Raw genomic sequence first — 23,621 nt, 5'->3', positions numbered from 1 at the left:
GGCCAGCCCCCGCTGGCAATCGGGCCGGGGGCTTTTCGCCACCCGGCCCGCCGCCGCACACGGAAATGTCACCGCATCGCTTACATGTTGGGATAGTTCGGCCCGCCGCCGCCCTGCGGCGTGGTCCAGTTGATGTTCTGCGACGGGTCCTTGATGTCGCAGGTCTTGCAATGGACGCAGTTCTGGAAATTGATCCGGAAGGTGGCGTCAGTGCCTTCGCCCAGCACCTCATAGACCCCTGCCGGGCAATAGCGCTGCGCCGGTTCGGCATATTTCGGCAGGTTCACCGAAATCGGAATCGCCGCATCCTTCAGCTTCAGATGCGCCGGCTGCGCCTCGTCATGGTTGGTAAAGCTGTAGGCGACATTGGTCAGCCGGTCGAAGGACAGCACGCCATCGGGCTTCGGGTAGTCGATGGGCTTGTGGCTCTTCGCCAGCCCCGTCGCCGCCGCATCCGACTTCCCATGTTTCAGGGTGCCAAAGATCGTCAGGCCGATGGTGTTGGCCCACATGTCGATCCCCCCACCCATGAGCGAGGCGACAAGCCCGTATTTCGACCAGAGCGGTTTGACGTTCCGCACCTTCTTCAGGTCCTTGCCGATGGGGCCGTTGCGCACCGCCGTCTCATAGGCGGCCAATTCGTCGCCCGCGCGGCCCGCCTTGATCGCGTCATGCGCGGCCTCGGCGGCGGCCTTGCCCGACAGCATGGCATTGTGGTTGCCCTTGATGCGCGGCACGTTCACCAACCCTGCCGAACAGCCCAGCAGGGCCACACCCGGCGCCACCATCTTCGGGATCGACTGCCAGCCGCCCTCGCTGATGGCCCGCGCGCCATAGGCCACGCGCTTGCCGCCCTTCAGCAGTTCCGCCACCATCGGGTGATGCTTGAACCGCTGGAATTCCATGTAAGGATAGAGATGCGGGTTCTCGTAGTTCAGATGGACGACGAAGCCGACATAGACCTGATTGTTTTCCAGATGATAGATGAAGGACCCGCCGCCCGCGTTGGACCCGAGCGGCCAGCCCATCGTGTGGGTCACCGTGCCCTCGCGATGCTTGGCGGGGTCGATCTCCCAGATTTCCTTCATGCCAAGGCCGAATTTCTGCGGGCATTTGCCCTTCGACAGGTCATACTTGGCGATGACCTCCTTCGACAGCGACCCGCGCACGCCTTCCGACAGGAAGACGTATTTCCCGTGCAGTTCCATCCCCGGTTCGTAGGACGGCCCCGGTTCGCCCGTTTCCGGATCGCGGCCGAATTCGCCGGCGACAACGCCCTTCACCCGGTCGCCCTCATAGACCAGCGCAGAGGCGCTCATGCCCGGGAAAAGCTCCACGCCCAGGCCTTCGGCCGCGCCCGCCATCCAGCGGCAGACATTCGCCATGCTGACGATGAAATTGCCGTGGTTGTTCATCAAGGGCGGCATCGGGAAATTCGGAATCCGCATCTGCCCCGCCGGGCCGAGGATGTAGAAATTGTCCTCCTTCACCTCGGTCTTGATCGGCGCGCCCATGCTGCGCCAGTCCGGCAGCAGCGCATCCAGCCCCGACGGATCCAGCACCGCGCCCGACAGGATATGCGCGCCGACCTCGGACCCTTTTTCCAGCACCACCACCGTCAGATCGGGGTCAAGCTGTTTCAGCCGGATCGCCGCCGACAGGCCCGCCGGACCCGCCCCCACGATCACCACGTCATATTCCATCGACTCACGGACGATGTCGGCCATTCCGCCTGCTCCTTCCCCGCTATCCCTTGCTTGCCCGCGCAATAATCTTGCGGGCGGCTCGCAATCCCCTAGCCGATGCCGCGCCAAAGGGTCAATCGGAACGCGGCATCACAATGTCGCTTCGCGGCATGTCGCGGCGTCGCAGGGCCATGGACTGCCGCCGATTTCCGCATTCCGCCACGTCTGGGCCTTGCAATTGCCCGTCCGGTCGGGTTGGGTGAGACCGGAAATCGCAGGACGGATCACGCCACTGCCCCGGAAACAGGGCCGTGGCCTTCCTTTTCTTTATGTTGGGACCGATGGAAAAGATTCCGATGACGCGCGCGGGCTTCACCGCGCTGGACGAAGAACTCAAGACCCTGAAATCGGTCGAACGCCCCGCCGTGATCCGCGCCATCGCCGAGGCGCGGGAACATGGTGACCTGTCCGAAAACGCCGAATACCACGCGGCCCGCGAAAAGCAGTCCTTCATCGAGGGCCGGATCAAGGAACTCGAAGGGATGCTGTCCCTTGCCGATGTCATCGACCCGTCGAAACTCTCGGGCGCGGTGAAATTCGGCGCGACCGTGACGATCGTGGACGAAGACAGCGACGAGGAACGCACCTATCAGATCGTGGGCGAGGCCGAGGCCGATATCGAACGCGGGCTGCTGAACATCCGTTCCCCGCTCGCCCGTGCCCTGATCGGCAAGGACGAAGGCGACAGCGTCGAGGTCAAGACGCCCGGCGGCACCAAGAGCTATGAAATCCTGACCATCCGCTACGTCTGACCACAGCCAGAGGAGGCCGGGGACAGAATGCCGGAAGACCGTGACAGGCCGGAACCGCTGGGGCTTTTCCTGCGCAGCGAGGACAGCCCGCCCTTCGGCCCGACCGAGATCGTCGCCGCCCTTCTGGCGCTGGTCTGGGTCGTGGCCGTCATCGCCTATGCGCTGATCTCGCCCGCCACGGATGGCGGCGGGCTGCTGGGTCTGGTGATGACGCTGCTGGTGGTGTTCCTGCCGCTCGCGCTGATCTGGGCGGCGGTGACGACGCTGCGCTCCGTCCGCGTCCTGCGGGCCGAAGCGGCACGGCTTCAGGCCACGGTGGATGCGATGCGCAACGCCTACCTCCTGTCGCAACAGACCTCCGCCGCGATCAAGCCGGTGATGGAACAGAAGCTGGACGAGGTGGCGCAGGTCACCAAAGAGGCGGCAGGTGTGCTCGCCACCTTCCAGACCCGCCGCGATCCGGGCATGACCGTCGCCTCCGCCGACCGCAAGGCGGCCCTGGTGCCGCCCGCCCGCCCCGCGCCGCAGGACGAACAGCCCGCGCTGGCACTCGGCACCCCGGCCGAGGATCTGCGCGCGCCCCTCTCCGTCGCCGACATGATCCGCGCGCTCAACTTCCCCGAAAACCCGGATGACCGTGAAGGCTTCCGCGCCCTGCGCCTCGCGCTGGAAGACCGCAACACGGCCAAGCTGATCCGCGCCGCGCAGGATGTGCTCACGCTGCTGTCCCAGGAAGGCATCTATATGGATGACCTCCGCCCCGACCGCGCCCGCCCGGAACTCTGGCGCCGTTTCGCCCAGGGCGAACGCGGCCGCACCATCGCGGCACTGGGCGGCATCCGCGACCGGTCCTCCCTTGCCCTGACGGCGGCGCGGATGCGCGAGGACACGGTCTTTCGCGATGCCGCGCATCACTTCCTGCGCAGCTTCGACAAGACGTTCCAGGAATTCGAGAAGGTCGCCTCCGACGCCGATCTCGCCGAACTGGCCGATACGCGCACGGCGCGGGCCTTCATGCTCTTTGGTCGGGTGACCGGCATCTTCGACTGACCGCCGCGCCGAAGACCAAAAATCTTCGAAGATTTTTGCAAATTTCTTCGAAGAAATTTGTCAGCCGCGCGGGGCTGCCGCGCGCCGCAGCCGGTCATTGATCGCGCGGCCCAGCCCCGTCTCCGGCACCGGGGCAAAGGCGATGCGCCCGCGCTCGCCCGCCACCGCATCCGCCTGCCGCAGGACATGGAACAGCCGCGCCGCCGCTTCGACAAGGTCCCCGGTCTCCGACAGCGTCAGCGCCGCGCCGGGGCAGGGGCCGAAGCCGACCCAGACCTCGCCCGCCTCCGGCGCCGTCACGCCCAGCCGCACCATCGCCCCCGGCGCGTAATGGCTGGCCAGTTGCCCCGGCGCATTGGGCCGCGTCTCCGACCCGCCCGCCACCAGCGGCAGGCCCAGCACCGCTTCCAGCGCCTCCACCGTCACCCCGCCGGGGCGCAGCAGCACGGGCGCGCCGTCCAGGCCGAGGATCGTCGACTCCACCCCCACCGCGCAGTCGCCGCCCTCCACCACCGCCGCGATTCGCCCCGCCAGCCCCGCCAGAACATGCGCCGCCCGCGTGGGCGACACCTTGCCTGACGGATTGGCCGAAGGCGCGGCCAGCGGCCCGCCGAAGGCGCGCAGCAGGCCCTGCGCCACCGGATGCGCCGGAACCCGCACTGCCACTGTCGCCAGCCCTGCCGTGACCAGCGGCGAAATCCCCGCCTCCGGCCGCAACGGCAACACCAGCGTCAGCGGGCCGGGCCAGAACCCCGCCGCCACCGCCTCGGCCCGGTCATCGAACACCGCCACCGCCCGCGCCGCCGCCAGATCGGGCAGATGCACGATCAGCGGGTTGAAACTGGGCCGCCCCTTGGCGGCAAAGATCGCCGCCACGGCCCTGTCATTCCGCGCATCCCCGCCCAGGCCATAGACCGTCTCCGTCGGGAAGGCGACAAGGTCGCCCGCGCGCAACAGGGCGGCGGCGCGGGCCAGTCCGTCCTCGGTCGCGGGCAGGGTAAGGGTCTCTGGCATGGCCGTGACGCAGCGTTGGGCTTGAGTGGGGGGCAAGGCCCTGTAAACCTTTGCAGGTCCGCTGTCCTAGCGCGCCCCGGCCCCGATGCCAAGCCGCCAGCGCCCCGGACCCGATGCCGAAGGAAAGACCCATGCCCTACCGCGCGCCGCTTGCCGATTACGACTTCCTTCTCGCGCAGGGGCTTGGCTATGGCCGCGTTGCCGCCACCGACCGCTTCGCCGATGCCTCGCTCGACACCGCCCGCGCCGTTCTGGCCGAGGCCGGGCGCCTTTGCGAAACCACGCTCGCGCCGCTGAACCGCGTCGGCGACAAGGTCGGTGCCCGGCTGGAGAACGGCATCGTCCGCACCCCGCCCGGCTTTGCCGAAGCCTATCGCGCCATTGCGGCGGGCGGCTGGATCGGCATGGCCGCCCGGCCCGGTTCGGGCGGGATGGGCCTTCCCATGGCCCTGGCCACCGCGGTGAACGAGATGATGGCGGGCGCCTGCCTCGCCCTGCAAATCGGCCCGCTCCTGACGCAGGGCCAGATCGAGGCGCTGGAACATCACGCCTCGGCCGAATTGCGCGCGACCTATCTGCCCCGGCTCGTCTCGGGCGAATGGGGCGGCACGATGAACCTGACCGAACCGCAGGCCGGAACCGATCTTGGCGCGCTGCGCACCAAGGCCGAACCGCGGGGCGATGGCAGCCATGCGATCACCGGGCAGAAAATCTACATCTCTTGGGGCGATGCGGATTTCCTGCCGAATATCTGCCATCTGGTGCTGGCCCGCCTGCCGGATGCCGCGCCGGGATCGGCGGGGATCAGCCTCTTCCTCGTGCCGAAATTCATCCCCGATGCGGCGGGCAATCCGGGGCGACGCAACAGCCTTTCGGTTGTCTCGCTGGAACACAAGCTGGGCCTGCATGGCTCGCCGACCTGCGTCATGCAATATGACGGCGCGCAGGGCTGGCTGGTCGGTGAGCCGCACAAGGGCCTGGCCGCCATGTTCACCATGATGAACAACGCGCGCCTTGGCGTCGCCGTGCAGGGCGTGGGCGTGGCCGAGGCCGCCTTCCAGCAGGCGCTCGCCTATGCCGAGGGGCGGGTGCAGGGCCGCACCCCCACGGGCCGCGCGCCGATCACCGATCATGCCGATGTGCGCCGGATGCTGGCCACCATGCGGGCGCAGGTCTATTCCGCCCGCGCCATCGCCCTGTCCTGCGCCCTGGCCATCGACATGGCCGCCGCCACCGGAAGCCCCGACTGGCAGGCCCGCGCCGCACTGCTGACCCCCATCGCCAAGGCCTATGGCACCGATACCGGCAACGAGATCGCGCAGATGGGCCTGCAAATCCATGGCGGCATGGGCTTCATCGAAGAAACCGGCGCCGCGCAATTCGCCCGCGACGTGCGGGTGACGACGATCTACGAAGGCACCAACGGCATCCAGGCGATGGACCTGACCGCCCGCAAGATGGCCGATGGCGGGGCCGCCGCCTTCACGCTGATCGACGAGGTGCAGTCCGCGGCCGAGGCCGCCCGCGCCACGCTTCCCGATCTGGCGACCGATGTCTGGAACGCCGCCGAGGCCCTGCGCGAAGGGACCGAGGCGCTGCTGAAGCAGGATCTGACCGACCGTTTCGCCGGGGCCGTGCCTTACCTGCGCGCCTTCGCGCTGGTGCTGGGGGCGGATGCCCATCTGCGCGCGGCCCATCTTGCCGGGGGCGCGCGCCTTGCGCTGGCCCGCGTGGCGATCCGTCGCCTGCTGCCCGCCCATGCGGGCCTGCTGGCCGAGGCGCGGGAAGGGGCGGCGCAACTCTTCGCACTGTCGCCCGAAGACCTTGCCGCCTGAGGGCGCGCGGCATAAGCCGGGCGCCATGACCGACGCGGCAGCAGAGGCGGGCATCCGCCACCCCTTCGATACCCCACCCGCCGAAGGCGAAGGCGTGGAGGTCGCGCCCGGCATCCTCTGGCTGCGCCTGCCCCTGCCCATGGCGCTGGACCATGTCAATGTCTTCGCGCTGGAGGATGGCGATGGCTGGACCATCGTCGATACCGGCTTCTCCTCCCGCCGCGCCAAGGCGATCTGGGAGGTCTTGCTGTCCGGGCCGCTGCGCGGCAGGCCCGTCACCCGCGTCATCGTCACCCATTACCACCCTGATCACATCGGGCTTGCCGGCTGGTTCCAGTCGCGCGGGGCGGAGCTGGTGACGACGCGGACAAGCTGGCTCTATGCCCGGATGCTCACGCTGGACGAACAGGCCCTTCCCTTGCCCGAGCAGGTGGAGTTTCAGCGCCGCGCGGGGGTCTCGCCGGACCGGCTTGCCGCCTATGCCGCCACCCGGCCCTTCAACTTTGCCGATGTCGTGGCGCCGCTTCCCCCCGGCTTCACCCGCATCCGCGAAGGCGACATCCTCACCGCCGGGGGCCGCCGCTGGCAAGTGCGCTGCGGCGATGGCCATGCGCCGGAACATGCGACGCTCTGGTCGCTGGAGGACCATCTCATTCTTGGCGGCGACCAGCTTCTTCCCGGCATCTCGGCCAATATCGGCGTCTATCCGACGGAACCCGACGCCGATCCCCTGACCGAATGGCTGGACAGTTGCGCGCGGTTCCAGCCGCTGGCGCAGGCCGATCACCTCGTCCTGCCCGGCCACAAGCTGCCCTTCACCGGCCTGCCTCTGCGCCTGCGCCAGATGATCGAGAACCACGAAGCGGCCCTGGCGCGGCTCTGCGACCACCTCGCCACCCCGCAGACCGCCGCCGACTGCTTCCTGCCGCTCTTCAAGCGGCAGATCGACGGGGCGGAATATGGCATGGCGCTGGTCGAATCGGTGGCGCATCTGAACTGCCTTCTCGCCCGCGGGCTGGTCACCCGCCGCCTGTCGCCGCAGGGGGCCTGGCTCTGGCAGGCCGCCTAGCGCCCCCCGATCCTGTCCCCCCTTGCACTCGCCCGCCCGATCCCGTTCCCTGCCCGCCAGGAGGCGCCCCGATGACCCAGACCAACCCCCCGCCGACCCAAACCCCTGCCGAAGCCTCTGCCGCGCCCCGCGCCAAGGCGGTGCATTCCGACCCCGCGCAATGCGGCAAGCTGGAAACCGCGCCCCTGCCCAAGGCCGCCACGCGCCGCAAGCTCGAAGACAAAAGCCCCGCCGAATGGGCCTATGAACGCCTCATCCTCTACATCCAGAATTTCGAAGCCCAGCTTGATGCCGATCAGGAAGTGGCGATGGGCTTCGCGGGCGGTCAGGCCGGGGTTCTGGCCATCGAAGGGCTGGGCTTCTTCGACCCCGATCTCGTCACCTTCTACGGCCGCGACGAAGACGGTCTGAAGACCCAGCTCATCCAGCATGTCAGCCAGTTGAACGTCCTTCTGCGCGCCATCCCCAAGGACCAGCCCGAAGACCCGCCGCGCCGGATCGGCTTTCAGATGATGCGGCAATGGGCAGGTGGCGAATCCGGCGACGGTTCCGCCTGACCTGCGACGCCGCGAGGGGTGACAGCCGCCCGTTTATCGGCTATCGGACCGGGAAAGACGACAAAAGGGAACCGACATGGCCGACCACCACCCCGAACACAAGCCCGGCAGCATGGACATCCGCGCCCAGGAAAAGACCTTTGCGGGCTTCCTGGCCTTCACCAAATGGGGCGTGATCATCATCCTTGCCCTGCTGATCTTCCTCGCCCTCGTCGGGGCCTGACGGGCCGTCGCCGCCCTCTTCATCCCAGGATCGGATCATGCTGCGCGTCGTCCTTGCCCTTTTCGCGCTTCTCACGCTTGCGGCCTGCGGGGCCGAACCCGTCTGGGCGCCCGAGGAACGGGTGCAGGCGGCGCGCTATGTGCATGACGGCCCGAATGCGATCACGCTCTTCACCGTGATCAACAACCGCTCCAATGCCGGGGCGCATAGCGGGCTGATGATCAACGATTCCGAACGGATCATGTTCGACCCGGCTGGAACCTGGAACCATCCCCGCATCCCCGAACGCAACGATGTGCATTTCGGCATCACCCCGCGCATCGTGAACTTCTACATCGACTACCACGCGCGCGAGACGTTCCGCGTCGTGGAACAGACCGTCATCGTCTCGCCCGGCGTGGCCGATCTGGTGGCGCGGCGGGCCAAGGCCTATGGCGCCGTGCCAAAGGCGCAATGCGCGCGGTCCATCTCCGATATCCTGCGCGGCGTGCCGGGCTTCGAATCCATCGGCTCCACCTGGTATCCCAACCGGCTGATGGAAGATTTCGGCCGCCTCCCAGGCGTCACCACCCGCGTCATCTATGACCAGGATGCCGACAAGAACCACGGTGTCCTTCTGGTGCAATCCGCGCAGGCACCGCTCTAACCCGTCAGCGCCAGCAGCGCGAACAGCGTCCCGCCCCCGGCCAGGATCGCGCCCATCGTGCTGCGCGTGATCACCCCCACCCCCAGCGTCACCAGCGCGGCGGCCAGCCGGGCCGGGTCCGTCTCGCCCCCGGTCGCGGCGGGCCACAACACGCCCGGCGCCACCAGCGCGGGCAGCACCGCCACTGCGGTATAGCGCAAGGCCCGCGTCAGCCAACCGGGCAAAGGCCGCGCCCCCAGCGTGCCAAGAAAGGAAAACCGGATCGCATAGGTCCCCAGCGCCAGCGCCGGCATCACGATCCAGAAGGTGGCCTTGTCGATCATGCCCGCCGCCCCTCCCGCCACCGCTCCAGCCCGGCCCCCGCCGCCATGGCGACCGAGGCCGCGACCAGCAGCCCGGTGCCATAGGGCATCCCGGCCAGCAGCAGCGACAGCAGGATCGACACCCCCGCCGCCACCAGATGCGGCAGGCTGCGCAGCATCGGCGCGACCATGGCCAGAAAGGTGATCGGCAGCGCGAAATCCAGCGCATATTCGGGCGGGATCGCCCGCCCCACCATCGCCCCCGCCAGCGAGGCCACGAACCACAAGGGCGCCACCGCCACCACCGCGCCGAAGAACACCGCCCGCTTTTCCCGCGCGGTCATGGCAGGATGCCGGTCGATCTCGGCCATCGTGGTGGCGAAACTCTGATCCACCAGGAAATAGGCCATCAGGGCGCGCGACCGCAGTGGCAATTCCCCGAAATGCGGGGCCAGCGTCACCGAATACATCACCATCCGCAGATTCACCGCCAGCGCCGTCGCCAGCACCACCAAGGCGGGCGCATTCTCCTGCATCGTCTGCAACGCTGCGAATTGCGACGCCCCGGCAAAGACCGACACGGAGAAAAGCATCGTCTCCACCACGTTCAGCCCCGCCTCGGTCGCCACCACGCCAAACAGCATGGCAAAGGGACCGACGACCACGATCATCGGCAGGGCGGCCAGAAAGCCGCGAAAGAAGGCGGTGCGTAGGGGGGTCATCGGGCCTCGCGCTTTACCTTGCGCAATTCGTGGCTTAGGCCTTTCCGCAGCGAAGGGAAAGGTCGGGATGCGGATTTTCGGGGTAATCCTCGCAGGTGGACAGGGCCGCCGCATGGGCGGTGCCGACAAGGCGCTTCTGCCGCTGGCGGGCCGCCCCCTGATTGCCCATGCGATCGACCGGATTGAACCGCAGGTGGACCGGCTGGCAATCAGCGCGAATGGCGATCCCGCCCGCTTCGCCGCCTTCGGCCTGCCCGTGCTGCCGGATGAGGGCGGCTCGCACGGCCCCTTGTCCGGCCTGCTCGCTGCGCTGGACTGGGCCGCGCCCCTCGGCGCGACCCATCTCGTCACCGCGCCCACGGATGCCCCGTTCCTGCCGCCCGACCTCGTGCCGCGCCTTCTGCTCGCCGCCGATGATACGGGCGCGGCGCTGGCCCGCTCCGGGGGCAACGATCACCCGACCTGCGGCCTCTGGCCCGTCACCGCGACAACCGCCCTGCGCGCCTTCCTCGCCAGCGGCGCCACGCCGCGCGTCCGCGACTTCGCCGAAACCCTGCGCGCCGCGCGAGCCGATTTCCCCGCCGATGGGGCCTTCGCCAACCTCAACACGCCCGAAGACCTCGCCGCCGCCGAGGCAAGGCTGAAAGCCGCAGCCAAAGAGGGCGCGGCCAAAGAGGGCGCGGCATGAAAGTCTATGGCGTCATCGGCTGGAAGAATTCCGGCAAGACCAGCCTGATGGAACGTCTGGTGGCCGAGATCACGGCGCGCGGCTTTTCCGTCTCCACCGTGAAACACGTCCATCACGACGTGGACCTCGACCAACCCGGCAAGGACACCTACCGCCACCGTCAGGCCGGCGCGCGCGAGGTGGTGCTGGCGTCAAAAGACCGCTTCGCCCTGATGGTGGAACATCGCGGCCCGGAACCCGACCTCGCCGCCGTGCTGGCCCGCCTCGCCCCTGTCGATCTGGTGCTGGTCGAAGGCTACAAGCGCGACCGCCACCGGAAGCTGGAGGTCTGGCGGCGCGAAACGGGGCAGGACCTGATCCAGACCGGCGATCCCCTCGTCCGCGCCGTGGCGACGGATGCGCCGGGCCTTTCGCTGCCCGTTCCCGTGCTGGACCTGAACGATACCGCCGCCGTGGCCGATTTCATCCTGGCCGAGGTCGGGCTGACCGCGCAGCGCTTCGACACCGTCGCCATCGTGGATTGGTCCGCCTCCAACGGCCCCTCGCCCGCGAAACCCTCTGCCGATGCCATCTGGATCGGCACCGCCAGCGCCACAGGGACCGAAGCGCGCTATTTCCGCACACGGGCCGAGGCAGAGGCCCATCTTGCCGCCCTGATGGATACCGAACAGGCCGCAGGCCGCCGCCTGCTGATCGGCTTCGATTTCCCGATGGGCTATCCCAAGGGCTTTGCCGCGCGGCTGACGGGGCAGGGCGACCCCCGCGCCCTCTGGCATTGGCTCGCCGACCGGATCACCGATGACGGCAACCGCAACAACCGCTTTGCCGTCGCCGATGCCATCAATGCCAGCATCGGCAAGGGCCCCTTCTGGGGCCGCCCCGCCCGCCTGCCGCTGCCGCATCTGCCGGAACGGAAGGCCGTGGATTACCCCGCCCTCGCCCTGCCCGAGCGCCGGGCCGTGGAACGGCAGGTGCCCCGCGCCCAACCCGTCTGGAAACTCTACACCACCGGCTCCGTCGGGTCGCAGGCGCTGATGGGCCTGCCGATGATCCACCGCCTGTCCCGCCGCCCCGGCGTTGCCGTCTGGCCCTTCGATCCCCCCGCCCGCGCCCCCGCCGTGCTGGCCGAGGTCTATCCCTCGCTCCTCGCCCCCCTTGTCGCGCAGCAGCCGGGCATCAAGGATGCCGCGCAGGTCACGCTCCTCGCCCGCGCCCTGCACCGCCTGTCGCAAGAGGGCGCGCTCGACCCGCTCCTCGCCCTGCCCGATATCGCCGATATCGCCGAAGAGGGCTGGATTCTCGGCGCCGGCCACGAGGCGGCCCTGCTTCAGGCGGCCGCAGCATGACCCGCCGCGACATCCGCATCGAACTCGGCCTTCCCGACCACCTCCGCGCCGAGGCGGCGGCCCTCTACTGGCAGGCCTTCGGCGGCAAGCTGGGCCGCGTCCTCGGCCCCCAGCCGCAGGCGATCCGCTTCCTCAACCGCGTCATGCGCGCCGACCATTGCCTGACCGCCATCGACGGCGACGGTCGCCTCGTCGGCATCGCCGGGTTCAAATCGCCCGGCGGCAGCTTTGCCGGCGGCAGCGAGTCCGATCTCCGCGCCATCTACGGCCCGATCGGCGGGCGCTGGCGCGGCCTCGTCCTGCGCCTTCTGGGCAATGAGATCGACAACAAGCGCTTCCTCCTCGACGGGCTCTGCGTCGCCCGCTCCGTGCGCGGGCAGGGCGTCGGCACCGCGCTGCTGGAGGCGATCGTGGCCGAGGCCCGCAAGCGCGGCTATCCGGCGGTGCGGCTGGACGTGGTCGATACCAACTGGCGGGCCAAGGCGCTGTATGAACGGCGCGGCTTCGTGCTGGACCGGACCGCAGGCATCGGCCCGCTGCGCCTGATCTTCGGCTTCAACGCCGCCCATACGATGGTGCGCACCGTCTGAACACAGCCCCGGCCCCGTGTTGCGGCGACATGTTCGAAAATGATGAATTATTCATGAATCTGTGCATAGCTGCGCCTGTCCGGCCCCCTGACGGGGCAGGGGCCAAAGTCTAAAGAAACAGGGAACCAGTGGAATGCTCAACGAATTCAAGACATTCATCGCCCGCGGCAATGTCGTGGACCTTGCCGTCGGTATCATCATCGGTGCGGCCTTTACGGCCATCGTCAACTCGCTCGTGGGCGATCTCATCAACCCGATCATCGGCCTGATCACCGGCGGGATCGATTTCTCCAACCTCTTCATCGACCTGTCGGGCGCCGATCCGGCCTATACCTCGCTCAAAGCCGCCCGCGACGCCGGCGCCCCGGTCTTCGCCTATGGGGCCTTCATCACCGCGGTGATCAACTTCCTGATCATCGCCTGGGTCGTGTTCCTTCTGGTCAAGGCGGTGAACAAGCTGAAAGAGGCCACCGCCAAGAAAGAGGCCGCCGAAGCCGCTGCCGCGCCCGCAGGCCCGACGGAACTGGACATCCTGATGGAAATTCGCGACGCCCTGAAGAAGTGACCCTGTCACCGACCGGGCAAAGGGGCCGCGGGGGCAATCCCGCGGCCCTTCCGCATCACAGCGCCAGCGCCTCGGCCCCGCTGATCGACGGCAGTCCCAGTGCCGCGCCCACAGCGGCATAGGTCAGCTTGCCCTTATGGGTGTTCAACCCGTTCAGCAGATGCTTGTCCTCGGCGCAGGCGCGCTTCCACCCCTTGTCGGCCAGGGCCAGCATGAAGGGCATGGTCGCATTCCCCAGCGCCAGCGTAGAGGTCCGCGCCACCGCGCCCGGCATATTGGCCACGCAGTAATGCAGGATGCCGTCCACCTCATAGATCGGGTCCTGATGCGTCGTGGCGCGGGAGGTTTCGAAACAGCCGCCCTGGTCGATCGCCACATCGACAATGGCCGCGCCGGGCTTCATCGTCTTCAACTGCGCCCGCGTCACCAGCTTCGGTGCCGCCGCACCGGGGATCAGCACCGCGCCGATCACCATGTCGGCCTCGGCCACCAGTTCCGCCGTCAGGCCCGCGCTGGCATAGCCCGTCTTCACCGTGCCGTGGAAAATGTCGTCCAGATAGCGCAGGCGCGGCACCGACCGATCCAGGATGGTGACATCCGCCCCCATCCCCGCCGCGACCCGCGCCGCATGGGTGCCGACGACGCCGCCGCCGATCACCACCACCTTCGCAGGCAGCACGCCGGGAACCCCGCCCATCAGAACCCCGCGCCCGCCATTGGCCTTCTGCAAGGTCCAGGCCCCGACCTGCGGTGCCAGCCGCCCGGCCACCTCCGACATCGGGGCCAGCAGCGGCAGGCCGCCGCGATCATCCGTCACCGTCTCATAGGCGATGGCCGTCACGCCCGAGGCCAGAAGGTCCTTCGTCTGCTCCGGATCGGGCGCCAAGTGCAGGTAGGTGAACAGCACCTGCCCCTCGCGCAGCCGCGCGCGTTCCACCGCCTGCGGCTCCTTCACCTTCACGATCATTTCGGACTTGGCGAAAACCTCCGCCGCATCGGCGGCGATGGACGCCCCCGCCGCGATGTAATCGGCATCGGCAAAGCCCGCGCCCAGCCCCGCGCCGGTTTCCACCAGCACCTCATGCCCATGCGCCACCGCCTCGCGTGCCGCAATCGGCGTCATGCCGACGCGGAATTCCTGCGGCTTGATCTCTTTCGGACATCCGATCTTCATATGCTCTCTCCCGTGCGGGCCCTCCTCGGCCCGGATGGGAAAAGCTTCCGCCACATCCGGTGCAAATGCTTTGAATATTGCATGACGGGATCGCCGCCTTGCGGTAGATTCCATCGCGAAAACCCCATCAGGCGAAGGTTTCTCCCGCGAATGTCCGAACTTGACGCAACCGACCGCCGCATCCTGACCGTCTTGCAGAAGGAAGGCCGCATCACCAATGCCGAATTGTCGGAACGGGTGAACCTGTCACCCTCCGCCTGCCACCGCCGCACCCAACGGCTGGAGGAAGAGGGGTTCATCGCCGGTTACGTGGCGCTTCTCGACCCGCGCCGCCTCGGCCGCCCAACGACGGTCTATGTGGAAATCACCCTGCAAGGGCAGGCCGACGAGCTGCTCGATGCCTTTGAGCGTGAGGTGGCGCGCATCCCCGACATCCTCGAATGCCATCTGATGGCGGGACAGGCGGACTACCTGCTCAAGATCCTCGCGCAAGACACCGAGGATTTCGCCCGCATTCACCGCCAATATCTGTCGCGCCTGCCCGGCGTGCGGCAGATGCATTCCTCCTTCGCGCTCAGGACCGTGGTGCAGACCACGGCGCTGGCGGTGTAGGGCGGGGGTCTCCCCGCCATGCCACCCGCCCGATGCCCCGCCTGGAACGGAATTTGACGCAAATTCCGCCCCGAAATCTGACGCAGATTTCGGCCCCCTTCCCCCCGCCACGCCGACAGGCGAAATCTGAGTCAGATTTCGTCCCGATTTCTGCGCCAGAAATCGTTTCCGCCTGCCCCTTTCGGAAAGCGGATAGCGCCCCGCCTCCCGCCCCTGTTCTCTCGCAACACGCCCGACCGAAAAGGAAACCCGATGACGCCCCGCATCGCCATTCCGATCACCCTTGCCGCCTTCGCCCTCTGGGCGGCCATCACCGTGATAGGCTCGCGCCTGATGGCAGGGGGGACGGAAGAACTTGGCGGCGCGCTGGGACGTGGGATCGACTGGCCGATCCTCGCCGCTGGTGCCTTCATCCTTGGCGTCGCGCTCTGGCAGGGCCGGGCGGAAGAGACGGGCCTGCGCGCAGTGCAGCATCCCGGCACCCTGCGGCTGGCCTGGTTCCCGATGCTCTACATCCTCGGCGGGCTGGGGACAGCCGTCGCCCTGGGGCTGCCACCCGCAACGGTCATGATCTGGGTTCTCATCAACACGCTGATCGTGGGCTTCTCCGAGGAACTCATGTTCCGCGGCGTGATGCTGCGCAGCTTCCGCAGGCGTTTTTCCATCTGGCCTGCGGTCCTCCTCACCTCGCTCCTCTTCGGGGCGGTGCACAGCCTGAACATCTTCACCACCGGCGAGGTGGCGCAATCCCTGATCCAGTCCTGCGCCGCGGCGCTCAGCGGGCTCATCTTCATGGCCATGCGCCTGCGCACCGGGTCCATCTGGCCGCCGATGGTCCTCCACGGTCTGTGGGACTTCGCCACCTTCACGCTGGGCGCCTCGGCCCAGGGCGGGCCGACGGATGCGACCGACCCCAGCATCGTGATGATGGTCTTCCCCGTCCTCCTCGTGCTGCCCAACGCGATCTATGCGCTCTACCTGATGCGCAACATCGGGCGTGACAATGCCGATCCGTCCAGTTGACCCGGCCGCCCGGCCCCGGATGCGCCCTGCGCAGGCGCACGGTTAACCAGTTTTCCCCGCGCCTCTCTGCCGGAACTTGTATGTACACTTTGCTGCACAGTTTGCGGCACAGAACAGGGCACAGGCGTTTTCGCCCATCCCGCTGAAAAACCGGGAAAATCCGTGATCCTTAAGAAACCTGCCAAAATGAAAAACCCCCGGCCTTGCGGACGGGGGTTGATCGGGTGGGGATCGCTCCCCCAGTGTCGCTAACGCCTCAGATGGCGCCTTCGCGCTGCGCCTTCTTGCGCGCGAGTTTGCGCGCACGGCGGACCGCTTCGGCTTGCTCGCGCGCTTTCTTGACGGACGGTTTCTCGAAATGCTGCTTGAGCTTCATTTCGCGGAAAACGCCTTCGCGCTGGAGCTTTTTCTTCAGGGCACGGAGTGCCTGTTCGACGTTATTGTCGCGGACGCTGACCTGCATGTGGTTGTCACCACCTTCCTAAGTTAGAGTTGCACTACAGTGTGCAGGCGCGCGCCCTATAACAAAGGAAACGCTCCCTGTCCACCGACCCCCGCGAAGGAGACTGCCATGGAAAGCCAGCCAACCACTGAAAACCCCCGCGAGGCGGTGCTTCAGGCCGCGCTCGCGCATGTCCCCTTCGACGGCTGGTCGGCGGTGACGCTCCGCGCCGCCATCGCCGATTCGGGCGTGGCCGAAGGCCTGGCCCGCGCCCTCTATCCCCGCGGCGGCATCGACCTTGCGGTGGCCTATCACAAGGACGGCGACCGCCGCATGGTCGAAGCTCTTGAAAAGACGGATCTTTCCCAGATGCGCTTTCGCGACCGCATCGCCTTTGCCATCCGAACCCGGCTTGATCTGGTCGAAGACCGCGAACTTGTCCGCCGCGGCACCACGCTTTTCGCTTTGCCGCAGCACGCCGCCGAAGGGGCGAAACTGATCTGGGGCACCTCGGATGCGATCTGGACCGCGCTCGGCGACAAGACCCGCGATCTGAACTGGTATTCCAAACGGGCCACCCTCTCGGCGGTCTATGGATCGACGGTGCTCTACTGGCTGGGCGATGACAGTCTCGGTCATCAGGCGACCTGGGATTTCCTCGACCGCCGCATCGGCGACGTGATGCAGATCGAAACGATCAAGGGCAAGCTGCGCGAAAATCCCCTGGGCAAGGCCCTGCTTGCAGGCCCGGCGAAGGTGATGGAGAAATGGCGGGTGCCGACGGTTCCCGACGACCTGCCCGGCAAGATGATGGACCGCTTCCGCCGCGGCTAAGCCCAAGGACAGACGATGGAACTTTCCCATACCATGCGCGCCGTGGAAATCTCCGAGCCCGGCGGGCCGGAGGTTCTGAAACCCTGCACCCGCCCCGTGCCCGTGCCGGGCCACGGCCAGATCGTCATCCGCGTGGCCTATGCCGGGGTGAACCGCCCCGATGCGCTGCAACGCGCGGGCAGCTATGCGCCCCCCGCCAATGCCTCCCCCCTGCCGGGGCTCGAAGCCTCTGGAACCGTTGTGGAAATCGGCCCCGGCGTGACGCGCTGGTCCATCGGCGACAAGGTCTGCGCCCTGCTGCCCGGGGGTGGCTATGCCGAATATGTCTCCACGCCCGAAGCCCATGCCCTGCCCATCCCCGAAGGACTTTCGCTGAAGGAAGCCGCCTGCCTGCCCGAAACCTGCTTCACCGTCTGGTCCAATGTGGTGATGCGCGGCGGGCTGAAGGCCGGGGAACGCTTCCTCGTCCATGGCGGGTCCTCGGGCATCGGGACGACCGCGATCCAGATCGCCAGGGCGCTGGGCGCGCGGGTCTTCACCACCGCCGGTTCGGATGAGAAATGCGCCGCCTGTGAGGCGCTGGGGGCCGAAAAGGCGCTGAACTACCGTACGGGCGATTTCGTCGCCATGATGCATGACGAAGGCGGGGCGCAACTCATCCTCGACATGGTCGGGGGCAGCTATCTTCCCCGCAATGTCAAGGCCTTGGCGACCGAAGGGCGGCTGGTGCAGATCGCCTTCCTGCGAGGGCCCAAGGTGGAATTGAACTTCGCCGAGGTGATGATGCGCCGCCTGACGATCACCGGATCGACCCTGCGCCCGCAGAGCGACCTCGCCAAGGCCCGCATCGCCGCCGAGGTGGAGGCGCATGTCTGGCCGATGATCGCCGCAGGAAAGCTGCGCCCCGTGATGGACAGCGAATTCCCCCTGAACGACGCCGCCGCCGCTCATGCCCGGATGGAAAGCTCCGGCCATGTCGGCAAGATCGTCCTGAAGGTGGAGTGACGGATCACCCGTCCCGTAGAAAGGCCGTCAGGTTCTGATGGGCGTGCAGGATGCGGATGATCTCCACAGGTCCGCCCTCCCATCGGTAGATGACCAGATGCGCGCCGGTCGGGTGGATACGGACAGGCGGGGTGAACTCGTCCCTCTCCCGCGCCATTTCTGGAAATGCGGCCAGCAGATCGAACAGCGCGAACAACCCGTCGGCATAGCGATCCGCCTGATCGGCGCCCCAGTCTGCCGCGCCACTCCGCCAGATTTCGGACAGGTCGGCCTCGGCTGCGGGACGCAGGACCCAGCCGTCAGATCCGGTCATCCGGCCTGCGCATCCGCGTCTTGAAGGCATCCGGGTCAACGGCCTTGGCAGGACCGCTGGTCAGGCCCGCACTGATGGCCGTCTGGATTTCCGACACCGCCTCCTGCCGCGCCCGGTCGCGGCGGATCAGGTCGCGGACATAGTCGCTGGAATTCGCATAGCGGCCGGACTTGGCCTGCTCTTCGACCCAGGCCTTCATCGGATCGGGCAGCGAAATGTTCATCGTTCCCATGACAGGCTCCTTTTGCACGAAGGATATGGCAGAGTTTGCCATGCGGCAACCTTCCCCCTAACGCACCGCCTCCATCCCCACGACGCCGCGGCAGACCCGTCCGACATCCTCCCCGCAGGTGCGGAACTCCAGCCCGCTGGTCAGGCAGATGCGCAGCTCCTGCACCAGCCCGTCGCGGCAGGTGACCACCACCCCGTCGGGCGCAAGTGTCGGATTTGCCTCCAGAAACGCCTCTTCCACCACATCGGCCTCCAGCCGGATATCGCGTGCCAGCCCGCGAAACACCTCCGGCACCGCCACCCGCGCCCGGGCCTGCCGCGCCAGATCATAGAACCCCGCCGCCGACAGGCCGGAACAGCGCCCATGCTTCTTCCACTGATAGAAGGCCGCCCCCGCGCCGCCAAACAGATCGGCCTGCGCGGCGGTCAGGCTGCGCGGCGGGTCCCGCTCTGCCGTCCGGCAGAAGCTGGGCCAGCCCTCCTCATATTGCGGCCACAGCCCGTGCAGCACGAAATCCACCCCGCGCCCCGCATCGCATTGCGGATCGTTGCGCGCATCCCCTTCCCGCGCGCACCAGTTGGCCGACCAGGACAGGGCCATCACGTAATAGTCGAAATACCCCGCCCGCTCGCCCTCGGCCCGCGCCACGCCCGCCAGCGCCAGCGCCATCAGCGCCGCAAAGATCACACGCATTTTCCCTTCCCTCCGCTTGCGAAACTGACTATATCCGCGCCTGAACTTCCCCGAAATCGTGGAATGGCGGCCCCGGCCGCAGCCGATTTCCCGGCCCGAGAGAGATATTGCAAGGAGCGATCCGATGACGAAGCCCCTCATGGCAAAGGCCACCGCCGTCTGGCTTGTGGACAACACCACCCTGTCCTTCAAGCAGATCGCCGATTTCTGCGGGATGCACGAGCTGGAAGTGCAGGGCATCGCCGATGGTGACGTTGCCGCAGGGGTGAAGGGCTTCGATCCCATCGCCAACAACCAGCTTGAACAGATCGAAATCGAACGCGGTCAGGCCGATCCGGCCTACAAGCTCCGCCTCAAGCACAACCTTGCCGCGGTGGGCGAGGAAAAGCGGCGCGGCCCGCGCTACACCCCGCTCTCCAAGCGGCAGGATCGTCCGGCGGCCATCCTCTGGCTGGTGAAGTTCCACCCCGAGCTCTCGGATGGCGCCATCGGCAAGCTGGTCGGCACGACCAAGCCCACCATCCAGTCGATCCGCGAACGCACCCACTGGAACATCAACAACATCACGCCGATCGACCCTGTCGCGCTGGGCCTGTGCCGGCAGACGGAACTCGATACCGCCGTGCAGCAGGCCGCCCGCCGCAAGGCCGCCGAAGGCTCGGTCATGTCGGATGACGAACGGCGCAAGCTGGTTTCCACCGAACAGTCGCTCGGCATGTCCGACGAAGCCCGGACGCCCACCGGCATCGAAGGGCTCGACGCCTTCACCCGCCGCGAAGAGGAAGAGAAGCCCGCCGATTTCTCGGATGCCGAAAGCTTCTTCAACCTCCCGCAGTCGGATGACGATGACGAGGATGAGGAAGACAACACCCGCCGCCGCTGATTTCGGCAGGCAGCAGGATCAGGGGCCGGGGGGCATATCCCCGGCCCTTTCCTTTTGCCGCTATCAGAACGACTTCCGCGCCCTGAGCGCCGCGCCCAGCGTGCCATCGTCGAGGTAATCCAGTTCACCGCCAATCGGCACGCCTTGGGCCAGTGACGTCACCGTCACCCCCGTCCCCGCCAGCGCATCGGCGATGTAATGTGCCGTCGTCTGCCCATCCACCGTGGCGTTCAGCGCAAGGATCACCTCGCGCGCGCCTTCGGCCTGCACCCGGTCGATCAGCGCGGGGATGCGCAATTCCTCGGGCCCCACGGCATCCAGCGCCGACAGCGTGCCGCCCAGCACATGATAGCGCCCCCGGAACACCCCCGCCCGTTCCAGCGCCCAGAGATCGGCCACATCCTCCACCACGCAGATCTCGCCCGTGGCGCGGCGGTCATCGGCGCAGATGCCGCAGATATCCGCCGTTCCGATATTCCCGCAGACCCGGCAATCGCGGGCCGAGGCCGCGACCTGCGCCATCGCCTGCGCCAAGGGGGCCATCAGCGCCCCACGCCGCTTCAACAGCACCAGCACCGCCCGGCGGGCCGAGCGCGGCCCCAGCCCCGGCAGCCGCGCCATCAGGTCGATCAGCGCCTCGATCTCGCGCGGGGCCTCGCCCCCGGTGGCCATGAACCCCGCCTCAGAAGGGCAGTTTCATGTCGGCGGGCAGACCCAGCGCCTCGGTCATCCGGCGCATCTCTTCGCCCATCCGCTGCTGGCCCTTCACCTGCGCATCCTTGATGGCGGCGACGATCAGGTCTTCCACCACCTCCTTTTCCGAGGCGACAAGGATCGACGGGTCGATCTCCAGCCCCGTCACCTCGCCCTTGGCGGTGGCGCGCACCTTCACCAACCCTGCGCCCGATTCCCCGATGACGACGGTCGATGCCATCTGCTCCTGCATCTCGGCCATCTTTGTCTGCATCTCTTGCGCGGCCTTCATCATCTTGGCCATGTCGCCCAGACCGCCCAATCCGCCCAAACCTTTCAGCATCGCGCCGCTCCCTCCATCGCCTGTTGCAGTGATAGGGGTTGCCCCCGGCCGCTTCAAGGCTGCCGCCGCCGCGCGGCAAAGCCCCGCACCAGAACCGCCGCTGCAATCAGGATCAGGATCACCACCGTCGGCCCGATCCCGCCGATGCAGCCCTCTGCCATGGCCGCCACCGCAACCTCGGCCCGCCGCGCCAGAAACAGCAACCCTGCCAGCGCCAAGACCGGCAGCGCCACCACCACCGCCAGCCAGCGGCGCGGCCAGACCATCGCCACCGCGACAAAGGCCAGCAGGATCAGACCCACGGGCGAGGTCAGCACATAGCCCGCCTCGGCCAACGCCCCCACCGGGCCGTCGACAGGGGTCCAGCCGGGACGGACCTTGTCACAGACCTCGGCCCCGGCGGGCAGGGGCAGCAGGGCGAAGGCCGCGATCAGCCGTCCTCGAACGGGTCCCATTCATCCTCGACTTCCGGCAGGGCCTCGGCCTCGGCCGCCGCCGCCATCGCCTCGGGCGTGCGGATATCGGCAATCTTCGCGCCCGGAAAGGCCGCCAGCACGGCCTGAACCAACGGGTTCTGCATCGCCTCGGCCTCGGCCATCCGCCGCGCCGTATCGCGCGTTTCGGCGATGGTGGGCGCGCCACCTTCATTCACCACAGACACGCCCCAGCGCGCGCCCGTCCACATCTGCAACCGCGCGCCCAGTTGCGCGGCAAGGTCGGGTGGCGCTTCGGGCGTCGGCTGGAACTCGATCCTGCCGGGGGCATAGCGCACCAGCCGCAACCCCTGCTCCACCTCGTAAAGCAGCTTCATGTCCCGCTTTTCGCGGATCAGCTCCACCACCTGATCAAAGCTGACAAAGACCTGGAGCGTCCCTTCCGCCACGGCCAGCGCCTGCCCGCCCTGCATGACGGGGCCGCGCGCGGGGCCGGATGGGGCCATCCGCATCGCCGGGGCATGCATCACCCGCCCGCCGCCACCACCACCGCCTGCCGGCGCACCGCCCGGCATCGGGCCGGGGGAGGGGGCCTCGCTCAGCTTGCGGATCAGCGTTTCGGGATCGGGCAGGTCGGCCACATGCGTCATGCGGATGACCGCCATCTCGGCCGCCATCATCGCATTGGGGGCCAGCGCCACCTCTTCCAGCGCCTTCAGCAGCATCTGCCACAGCCGCGTCAGTACCCGCATCGGCAGCTTTCCGGCCATCTCCAGACCCCGCGCCGCCTCATCCGGCGGGGTGGTCGGGTCCTCTGCGGCGGCAGGCGTCACCTTCACCACCGAAAGCCAATGCGTGATCTCGGCCAGATCGCGCAGCACCGCCATCGGATCGGCCCCGTCGGCATATTGCGCCGCCAGTTCCGCCAGCGCGCCGCCCGCATCGCCCGTCACCACCAGATCGAACAGGTCCAGCACCCGCCCGCGATCCGCCAGCCCCAGCATGGCGCGCACCTGATCGGCGGTCACCTCGCCCATGCCGTTGGCAATGGCCTGATCGAGCATGGAGGTCGCATCCCGCGCCGACCCTTCCGCCGCCCGGGTTATCAGGGCCAGCGCCCCATCCGTGATCTGCGCCCCTTCCGCCGTGGCGATCCGGCGCAGCAGGGACATCATCACCTCCGGCTCGATCCGCCGCAGGTCAAAGCGCTGGCAGCGCGACAGGACGGTGACCGGAACCTTCCGGATTTCCGTCGTGGCGAAGATGAACTTCACATGGGCGGGCGGTTCCTCCAGCGTCTTGAGCAGCGCGTTGAACGCGCTGTTCGACAGCATGTGAACCTCGTCGATGATATAGATCTTGTAGCGCGCCGAGGCCGCCCGATAGTGCACCGAGTCGATGATCTCGCGGATATCGCCCACGCCCGTCCGGCTGGCTGCGTCCATCTCCATCACATCGACATGCCGCCCTTCCGCGATGGCGCGGCAGGGGTCGCATTTCCCGCAAGGGTCGGTGGTCGGTCCCCCCGTCCCGTCAGGGCCGACGCAGTTCAGCCCCTTGGCGATGATCCGCGCCGTCGTCGTCTTCCCGGTCCCCCGGATGCCCGTCATGATGAAGGCATGGGCGATCCGGTCGGCGGCAAAGGCGTTGCGCAGGGTGCGCACCATCGCCTCCTGCCCCACCAGATCGGCAAAGGTCTCGGGCCGGTATTTCCGGGCCAATACGCGATAGGCTTTGTCGGTGGCTTCGGTCATGGACGCTCCTTGATCGGGCCAACCTAGTGCCTGCGGCCTGCCGGGGGCAAGACGGCGCGGCCTTCGCTCTTGCCGGGGCGGG

At 67.7% G+C, this 23,621-nt stretch carries 29 protein-coding genes; 16 read left to right on the top strand and 13 right to left on the bottom strand.

Annotated features, from left to right (window positions below; genetic code table 11):
* Nucleotides 1–80 precede the first annotated feature (80 nt).
* On the bottom strand, nt 81–1,727 hold the full coding sequence (locus C0V75_RS02635) for an electron transfer flavoprotein-ubiquinone oxidoreductase (RefSeq protein WP_101919331.1): 1,647 nt from the start codon (nt 1,725–1,727) through the stop codon (nt 81–83).
* Nucleotides 1,728–2,026: 299 nt separating this feature from the next.
* Between C0V75_RS02635 and greA the strand changes: the two genes are divergently transcribed.
* Both greA and C0V75_RS02625 read left to right on the top strand, forming a co-directional pair.
* On the top strand, nt 2,027–2,497 hold the full coding sequence (gene greA / locus C0V75_RS02630) for a transcription elongation factor GreA (RefSeq protein WP_173861026.1): 471 nt from the start codon (nt 2,027–2,029) through the stop codon (nt 2,495–2,497).
* Between the two features lie 27 nt (nt 2,498–2,524).
* Nucleotides 2,525–3,547 carry a hypothetical protein gene (locus tag C0V75_RS02625; protein ID WP_101919330.1) on the top strand — a complete coding sequence of 341 codons (1,023 nt, stop codon included), beginning with the start codon at nt 2,525–2,527 and terminating at the stop codon, nt 3,545–3,547.
* A gap of 60 nt (nt 3,548–3,607) precedes the next feature.
* On the opposite strand, the gene C0V75_RS02620 is transcribed toward C0V75_RS02625, so the two are convergent.
* On the bottom strand, nt 3,608–4,561 hold the full coding sequence (locus C0V75_RS02620) for an L-threonylcarbamoyladenylate synthase (RefSeq protein WP_101919329.1): 954 nt from the start codon (nt 4,559–4,561) through the stop codon (nt 3,608–3,610).
* Between the two features lie 131 nt (nt 4,562–4,692).
* On the opposite strand from C0V75_RS02620, the gene C0V75_RS02615 reads away from it, so the two are divergent.
* The 5 genes from C0V75_RS02615 (at nt 4,693) to C0V75_RS02595 (ending at nt 8,891) form a co-directional block, all read left to right on the top strand.
* Nucleotides 4,693–6,396, top strand: a complete 1,704-nt coding sequence (locus C0V75_RS02615) for an acyl-CoA dehydrogenase (protein WP_101919328.1) — start codon at nt 4,693–4,695, stop codon at nt 6,394–6,396.
* Nucleotides 6,397–6,421: 25 nt separating this feature from the next.
* The gene (locus tag C0V75_RS02610; protein WP_101919327.1) at nt 6,422–7,465 is read left to right on the top strand and encodes an MBL fold metallo-hydrolase; all 1,044 of its coding nucleotides are present in this window, start codon (nt 6,422–6,424) and stop codon (nt 7,463–7,465) included.
* Nucleotides 7,466–7,536: 71 nt separating this feature from the next.
* Complete coding sequence (locus C0V75_RS02605) at nt 7,537–8,022, top strand: DUF6173 family protein (protein WP_101919326.1); 486 nt, start codon at nt 7,537–7,539, stop codon at nt 8,020–8,022.
* Between the two features lie 76 nt (nt 8,023–8,098).
* The gene (locus C0V75_RS02600; protein ID WP_101919325.1) at nt 8,099–8,245 is read left to right on the top strand and encodes an aa3-type cytochrome c oxidase subunit IV; all 147 of its coding nucleotides are present in this window, start codon (nt 8,099–8,101) and stop codon (nt 8,243–8,245) included.
* Nucleotides 8,246–8,282: 37 nt separating this feature from the next.
* On the top strand, nt 8,283–8,891 hold the full coding sequence (locus tag C0V75_RS02595; RefSeq protein WP_101919324.1) for a hypothetical protein: 609 nt from the start codon (nt 8,283–8,285) through the stop codon (nt 8,889–8,891).
* Here C0V75_RS02595 and C0V75_RS02590 read toward each other — a convergent pair.
* Together C0V75_RS02590 and C0V75_RS02585 are read right to left on the bottom strand one after the other, a co-directional pair.
* The gene (locus tag C0V75_RS02590) at nt 8,888–9,214 is read right to left on the bottom strand and encodes an AzlD domain-containing protein (RefSeq protein WP_101919323.1); all 327 of its coding nucleotides are present in this window, start codon (nt 9,212–9,214) and stop codon (nt 8,888–8,890) included. The two genes, C0V75_RS02595 and C0V75_RS02590, sit on opposite strands and share 4 nt — an antisense overlap.
* Nucleotides 9,211–9,915, bottom strand: a complete 705-nt coding sequence (locus tag C0V75_RS02585) for an AzlC family ABC transporter permease (RefSeq protein ID WP_101919322.1) — start codon at nt 9,913–9,915, stop codon at nt 9,211–9,213. The genes C0V75_RS02590 and C0V75_RS02585 overlap by 4 nt, the downstream gene beginning before the upstream one ends.
* 67 nt (nt 9,916–9,982) lie before the next feature.
* Here C0V75_RS02585 and mobA point away from each other — a divergent pair, with 67 nt between their 5' ends.
* From mobA to mscL, 4 genes are all read left to right on the top strand, one after another.
* Complete coding sequence (gene mobA / locus C0V75_RS02580; protein WP_101919321.1) at nt 9,983–10,603, top strand: molybdenum cofactor guanylyltransferase MobA; 621 nt, start codon at nt 9,983–9,985, stop codon at nt 10,601–10,603.
* Nucleotides 10,600–11,949 carry a molybdopterin-guanine dinucleotide biosynthesis protein B gene (mobB, locus tag C0V75_RS02575; protein WP_101919320.1) on the top strand — a complete coding sequence of 450 codons (1,350 nt, stop codon included), beginning with the start codon at nt 10,600–10,602 and terminating at the stop codon, nt 11,947–11,949. Before mobA ends, mobB begins: the two co-directional genes overlap by 4 nt.
* Before the next feature lie 11 nt (nt 11,950–11,960).
* On the top strand, nt 11,961–12,539 hold the full coding sequence (locus tag C0V75_RS02570) for a GNAT family N-acetyltransferase (protein ID WP_101919875.1): 579 nt from the start codon (nt 11,961–11,963) through the stop codon (nt 12,537–12,539).
* A gap of 133 nt (nt 12,540–12,672) precedes the next feature.
* The gene (gene mscL / locus C0V75_RS02565) at nt 12,673–13,104 is read left to right on the top strand and encodes a large conductance mechanosensitive channel protein MscL (protein ID WP_101919319.1); all 432 of its coding nucleotides are present in this window, start codon (nt 12,673–12,675) and stop codon (nt 13,102–13,104) included.
* A gap of 55 nt (nt 13,105–13,159) precedes the next feature.
* Here mscL and ald read toward each other — a convergent pair whose 3' ends face one another.
* Nucleotides 13,160–14,278: an alanine dehydrogenase gene (gene ald, locus C0V75_RS02560; protein WP_101919318.1), complete on the bottom strand. Its 1,119-nt coding sequence runs from the start codon at nt 14,276–14,278 to the stop codon at nt 13,160–13,162.
* Between the two features lie 150 nt (nt 14,279–14,428).
* Between ald and C0V75_RS02555 the strand changes: the two genes are divergently transcribed.
* Together C0V75_RS02555 and C0V75_RS02550 are read left to right on the top strand one after the other, a co-directional pair.
* Nucleotides 14,429–14,890 (top strand): Lrp/AsnC family transcriptional regulator, encoded by a 462-nt coding sequence (locus tag C0V75_RS02555; protein ID WP_101919317.1) that lies wholly within the window; start codon nt 14,429–14,431, stop codon nt 14,888–14,890.
* Between the two features lie 252 nt (nt 14,891–15,142).
* Complete coding sequence (locus C0V75_RS02550; protein ID WP_101919316.1) at nt 15,143–15,913, top strand: CPBP family intramembrane glutamic endopeptidase; 771 nt, start codon at nt 15,143–15,145, stop codon at nt 15,911–15,913.
* A 256-nt stretch (nt 15,914–16,169) separates the two neighbouring features.
* Here C0V75_RS02550 and rpsU read toward each other — a convergent pair whose 3' ends face one another.
* On the bottom strand, nt 16,170–16,376 hold the full coding sequence (gene rpsU, locus C0V75_RS02545; protein ID WP_101919315.1) for a 30S ribosomal protein S21: 207 nt from the start codon (nt 16,374–16,376) through the stop codon (nt 16,170–16,172).
* A 108-nt stretch (nt 16,377–16,484) separates the two neighbouring features.
* Between rpsU and C0V75_RS02540 the strand changes: the two genes are divergently transcribed.
* Complete coding sequence (locus C0V75_RS02540; RefSeq protein ID WP_101919314.1) at nt 16,485–17,189, top strand: COQ9 family protein; 705 nt, start codon at nt 16,485–16,487, stop codon at nt 17,187–17,189.
* A gap of 15 nt (nt 17,190–17,204) precedes the next feature.
* Nucleotides 17,205–18,194: an NAD(P)H-quinone oxidoreductase gene (locus C0V75_RS02535; RefSeq protein ID WP_101919313.1), complete on the top strand. Its 990-nt coding sequence runs from the start codon at nt 17,205–17,207 to the stop codon at nt 18,192–18,194.
* 4 nt (nt 18,195–18,198) lie between these two features.
* Here C0V75_RS02535 and C0V75_RS02530 read toward each other — a convergent pair whose 3' ends face one another.
* Genes C0V75_RS02530 through C0V75_RS02520 form a run of 3 tightly spaced genes read right to left on the bottom strand, consistent with a single transcriptional unit; the run spans nt 18,199 to nt 19,432 of the window.
* Complete coding sequence (locus C0V75_RS02530; RefSeq protein ID WP_101919312.1) at nt 18,199–18,507, bottom strand: type II toxin-antitoxin system RelE/ParE family toxin; 309 nt, start codon at nt 18,505–18,507, stop codon at nt 18,199–18,201.
* Nucleotides 18,494–18,739: a type II toxin-antitoxin system ParD family antitoxin gene (locus C0V75_RS02525; protein ID WP_101919311.1), complete on the bottom strand. Its 246-nt coding sequence runs from the start codon at nt 18,737–18,739 to the stop codon at nt 18,494–18,496. The genes C0V75_RS02530 and C0V75_RS02525 overlap by 14 nt, the downstream gene beginning before the upstream one ends.
* Nucleotides 18,740–18,796: 57 nt before the next feature.
* Nucleotides 18,797–19,432 (bottom strand): ribonuclease T2, encoded by a 636-nt coding sequence (locus tag C0V75_RS02520; protein WP_101919310.1) that lies wholly within the window; start codon nt 19,430–19,432, stop codon nt 18,797–18,799.
* Nucleotides 19,433–19,556: 124 nt separating this feature from the next.
* Here C0V75_RS02520 and C0V75_RS02515 point away from each other — a divergent pair, with 124 nt between their 5' ends.
* Nucleotides 19,557–20,315 carry a DUF1013 domain-containing protein gene (locus C0V75_RS02515; protein WP_101919309.1) on the top strand — a complete coding sequence of 253 codons (759 nt, stop codon included), beginning with the start codon at nt 19,557–19,559 and terminating at the stop codon, nt 20,313–20,315.
* Nucleotides 20,316–20,378: 63 nt separating this feature from the next.
* Here the strand turns inward: C0V75_RS02515 and recR are convergent, their stop codons facing one another.
* The 4 genes from recR to C0V75_RS02495 are packed head-to-tail and all read right to left on the bottom strand — an operon-like array spanning nt 20,379 to nt 23,539.
* On the bottom strand, nt 20,379–20,987 hold the full coding sequence (recR, locus tag C0V75_RS02510) for a recombination mediator RecR (RefSeq protein ID WP_101919308.1): 609 nt from the start codon (nt 20,985–20,987) through the stop codon (nt 20,379–20,381).
* Between the two features lie 10 nt (nt 20,988–20,997).
* On the bottom strand, nt 20,998–21,351 hold the full coding sequence (locus C0V75_RS02505; RefSeq protein WP_101919307.1) for a YbaB/EbfC family nucleoid-associated protein: 354 nt from the start codon (nt 21,349–21,351) through the stop codon (nt 20,998–21,000).
* A 53-nt stretch (nt 21,352–21,404) separates the two neighbouring features.
* A complete protein-coding gene (locus tag C0V75_RS02500; protein WP_101919306.1) occupies nt 21,405–21,806 on the bottom strand; it encodes a hypothetical protein in 402 nt (133 codons plus the stop codon).
* Nucleotides 21,782–23,539: a DNA polymerase III subunit gamma/tau gene (locus C0V75_RS02495; RefSeq protein WP_101919305.1), complete on the bottom strand. Its 1,758-nt coding sequence runs from the start codon at nt 23,537–23,539 to the stop codon at nt 21,782–21,784. Before C0V75_RS02495 ends, C0V75_RS02500 begins: the two co-directional genes overlap by 25 nt.
* Between the last annotated feature and the right edge of the window lie 82 nt (nt 23,540–23,621).

Source organism: Tabrizicola sp. TH137, assembly GCF_002855575.1.
Lineage (GTDB): Bacteria > Pseudomonadota > Alphaproteobacteria > Rhodobacterales > Rhodobacteraceae > Paragemmobacter.
This window is presented reverse-complemented; position numbering and strand designations above follow the sequence as displayed.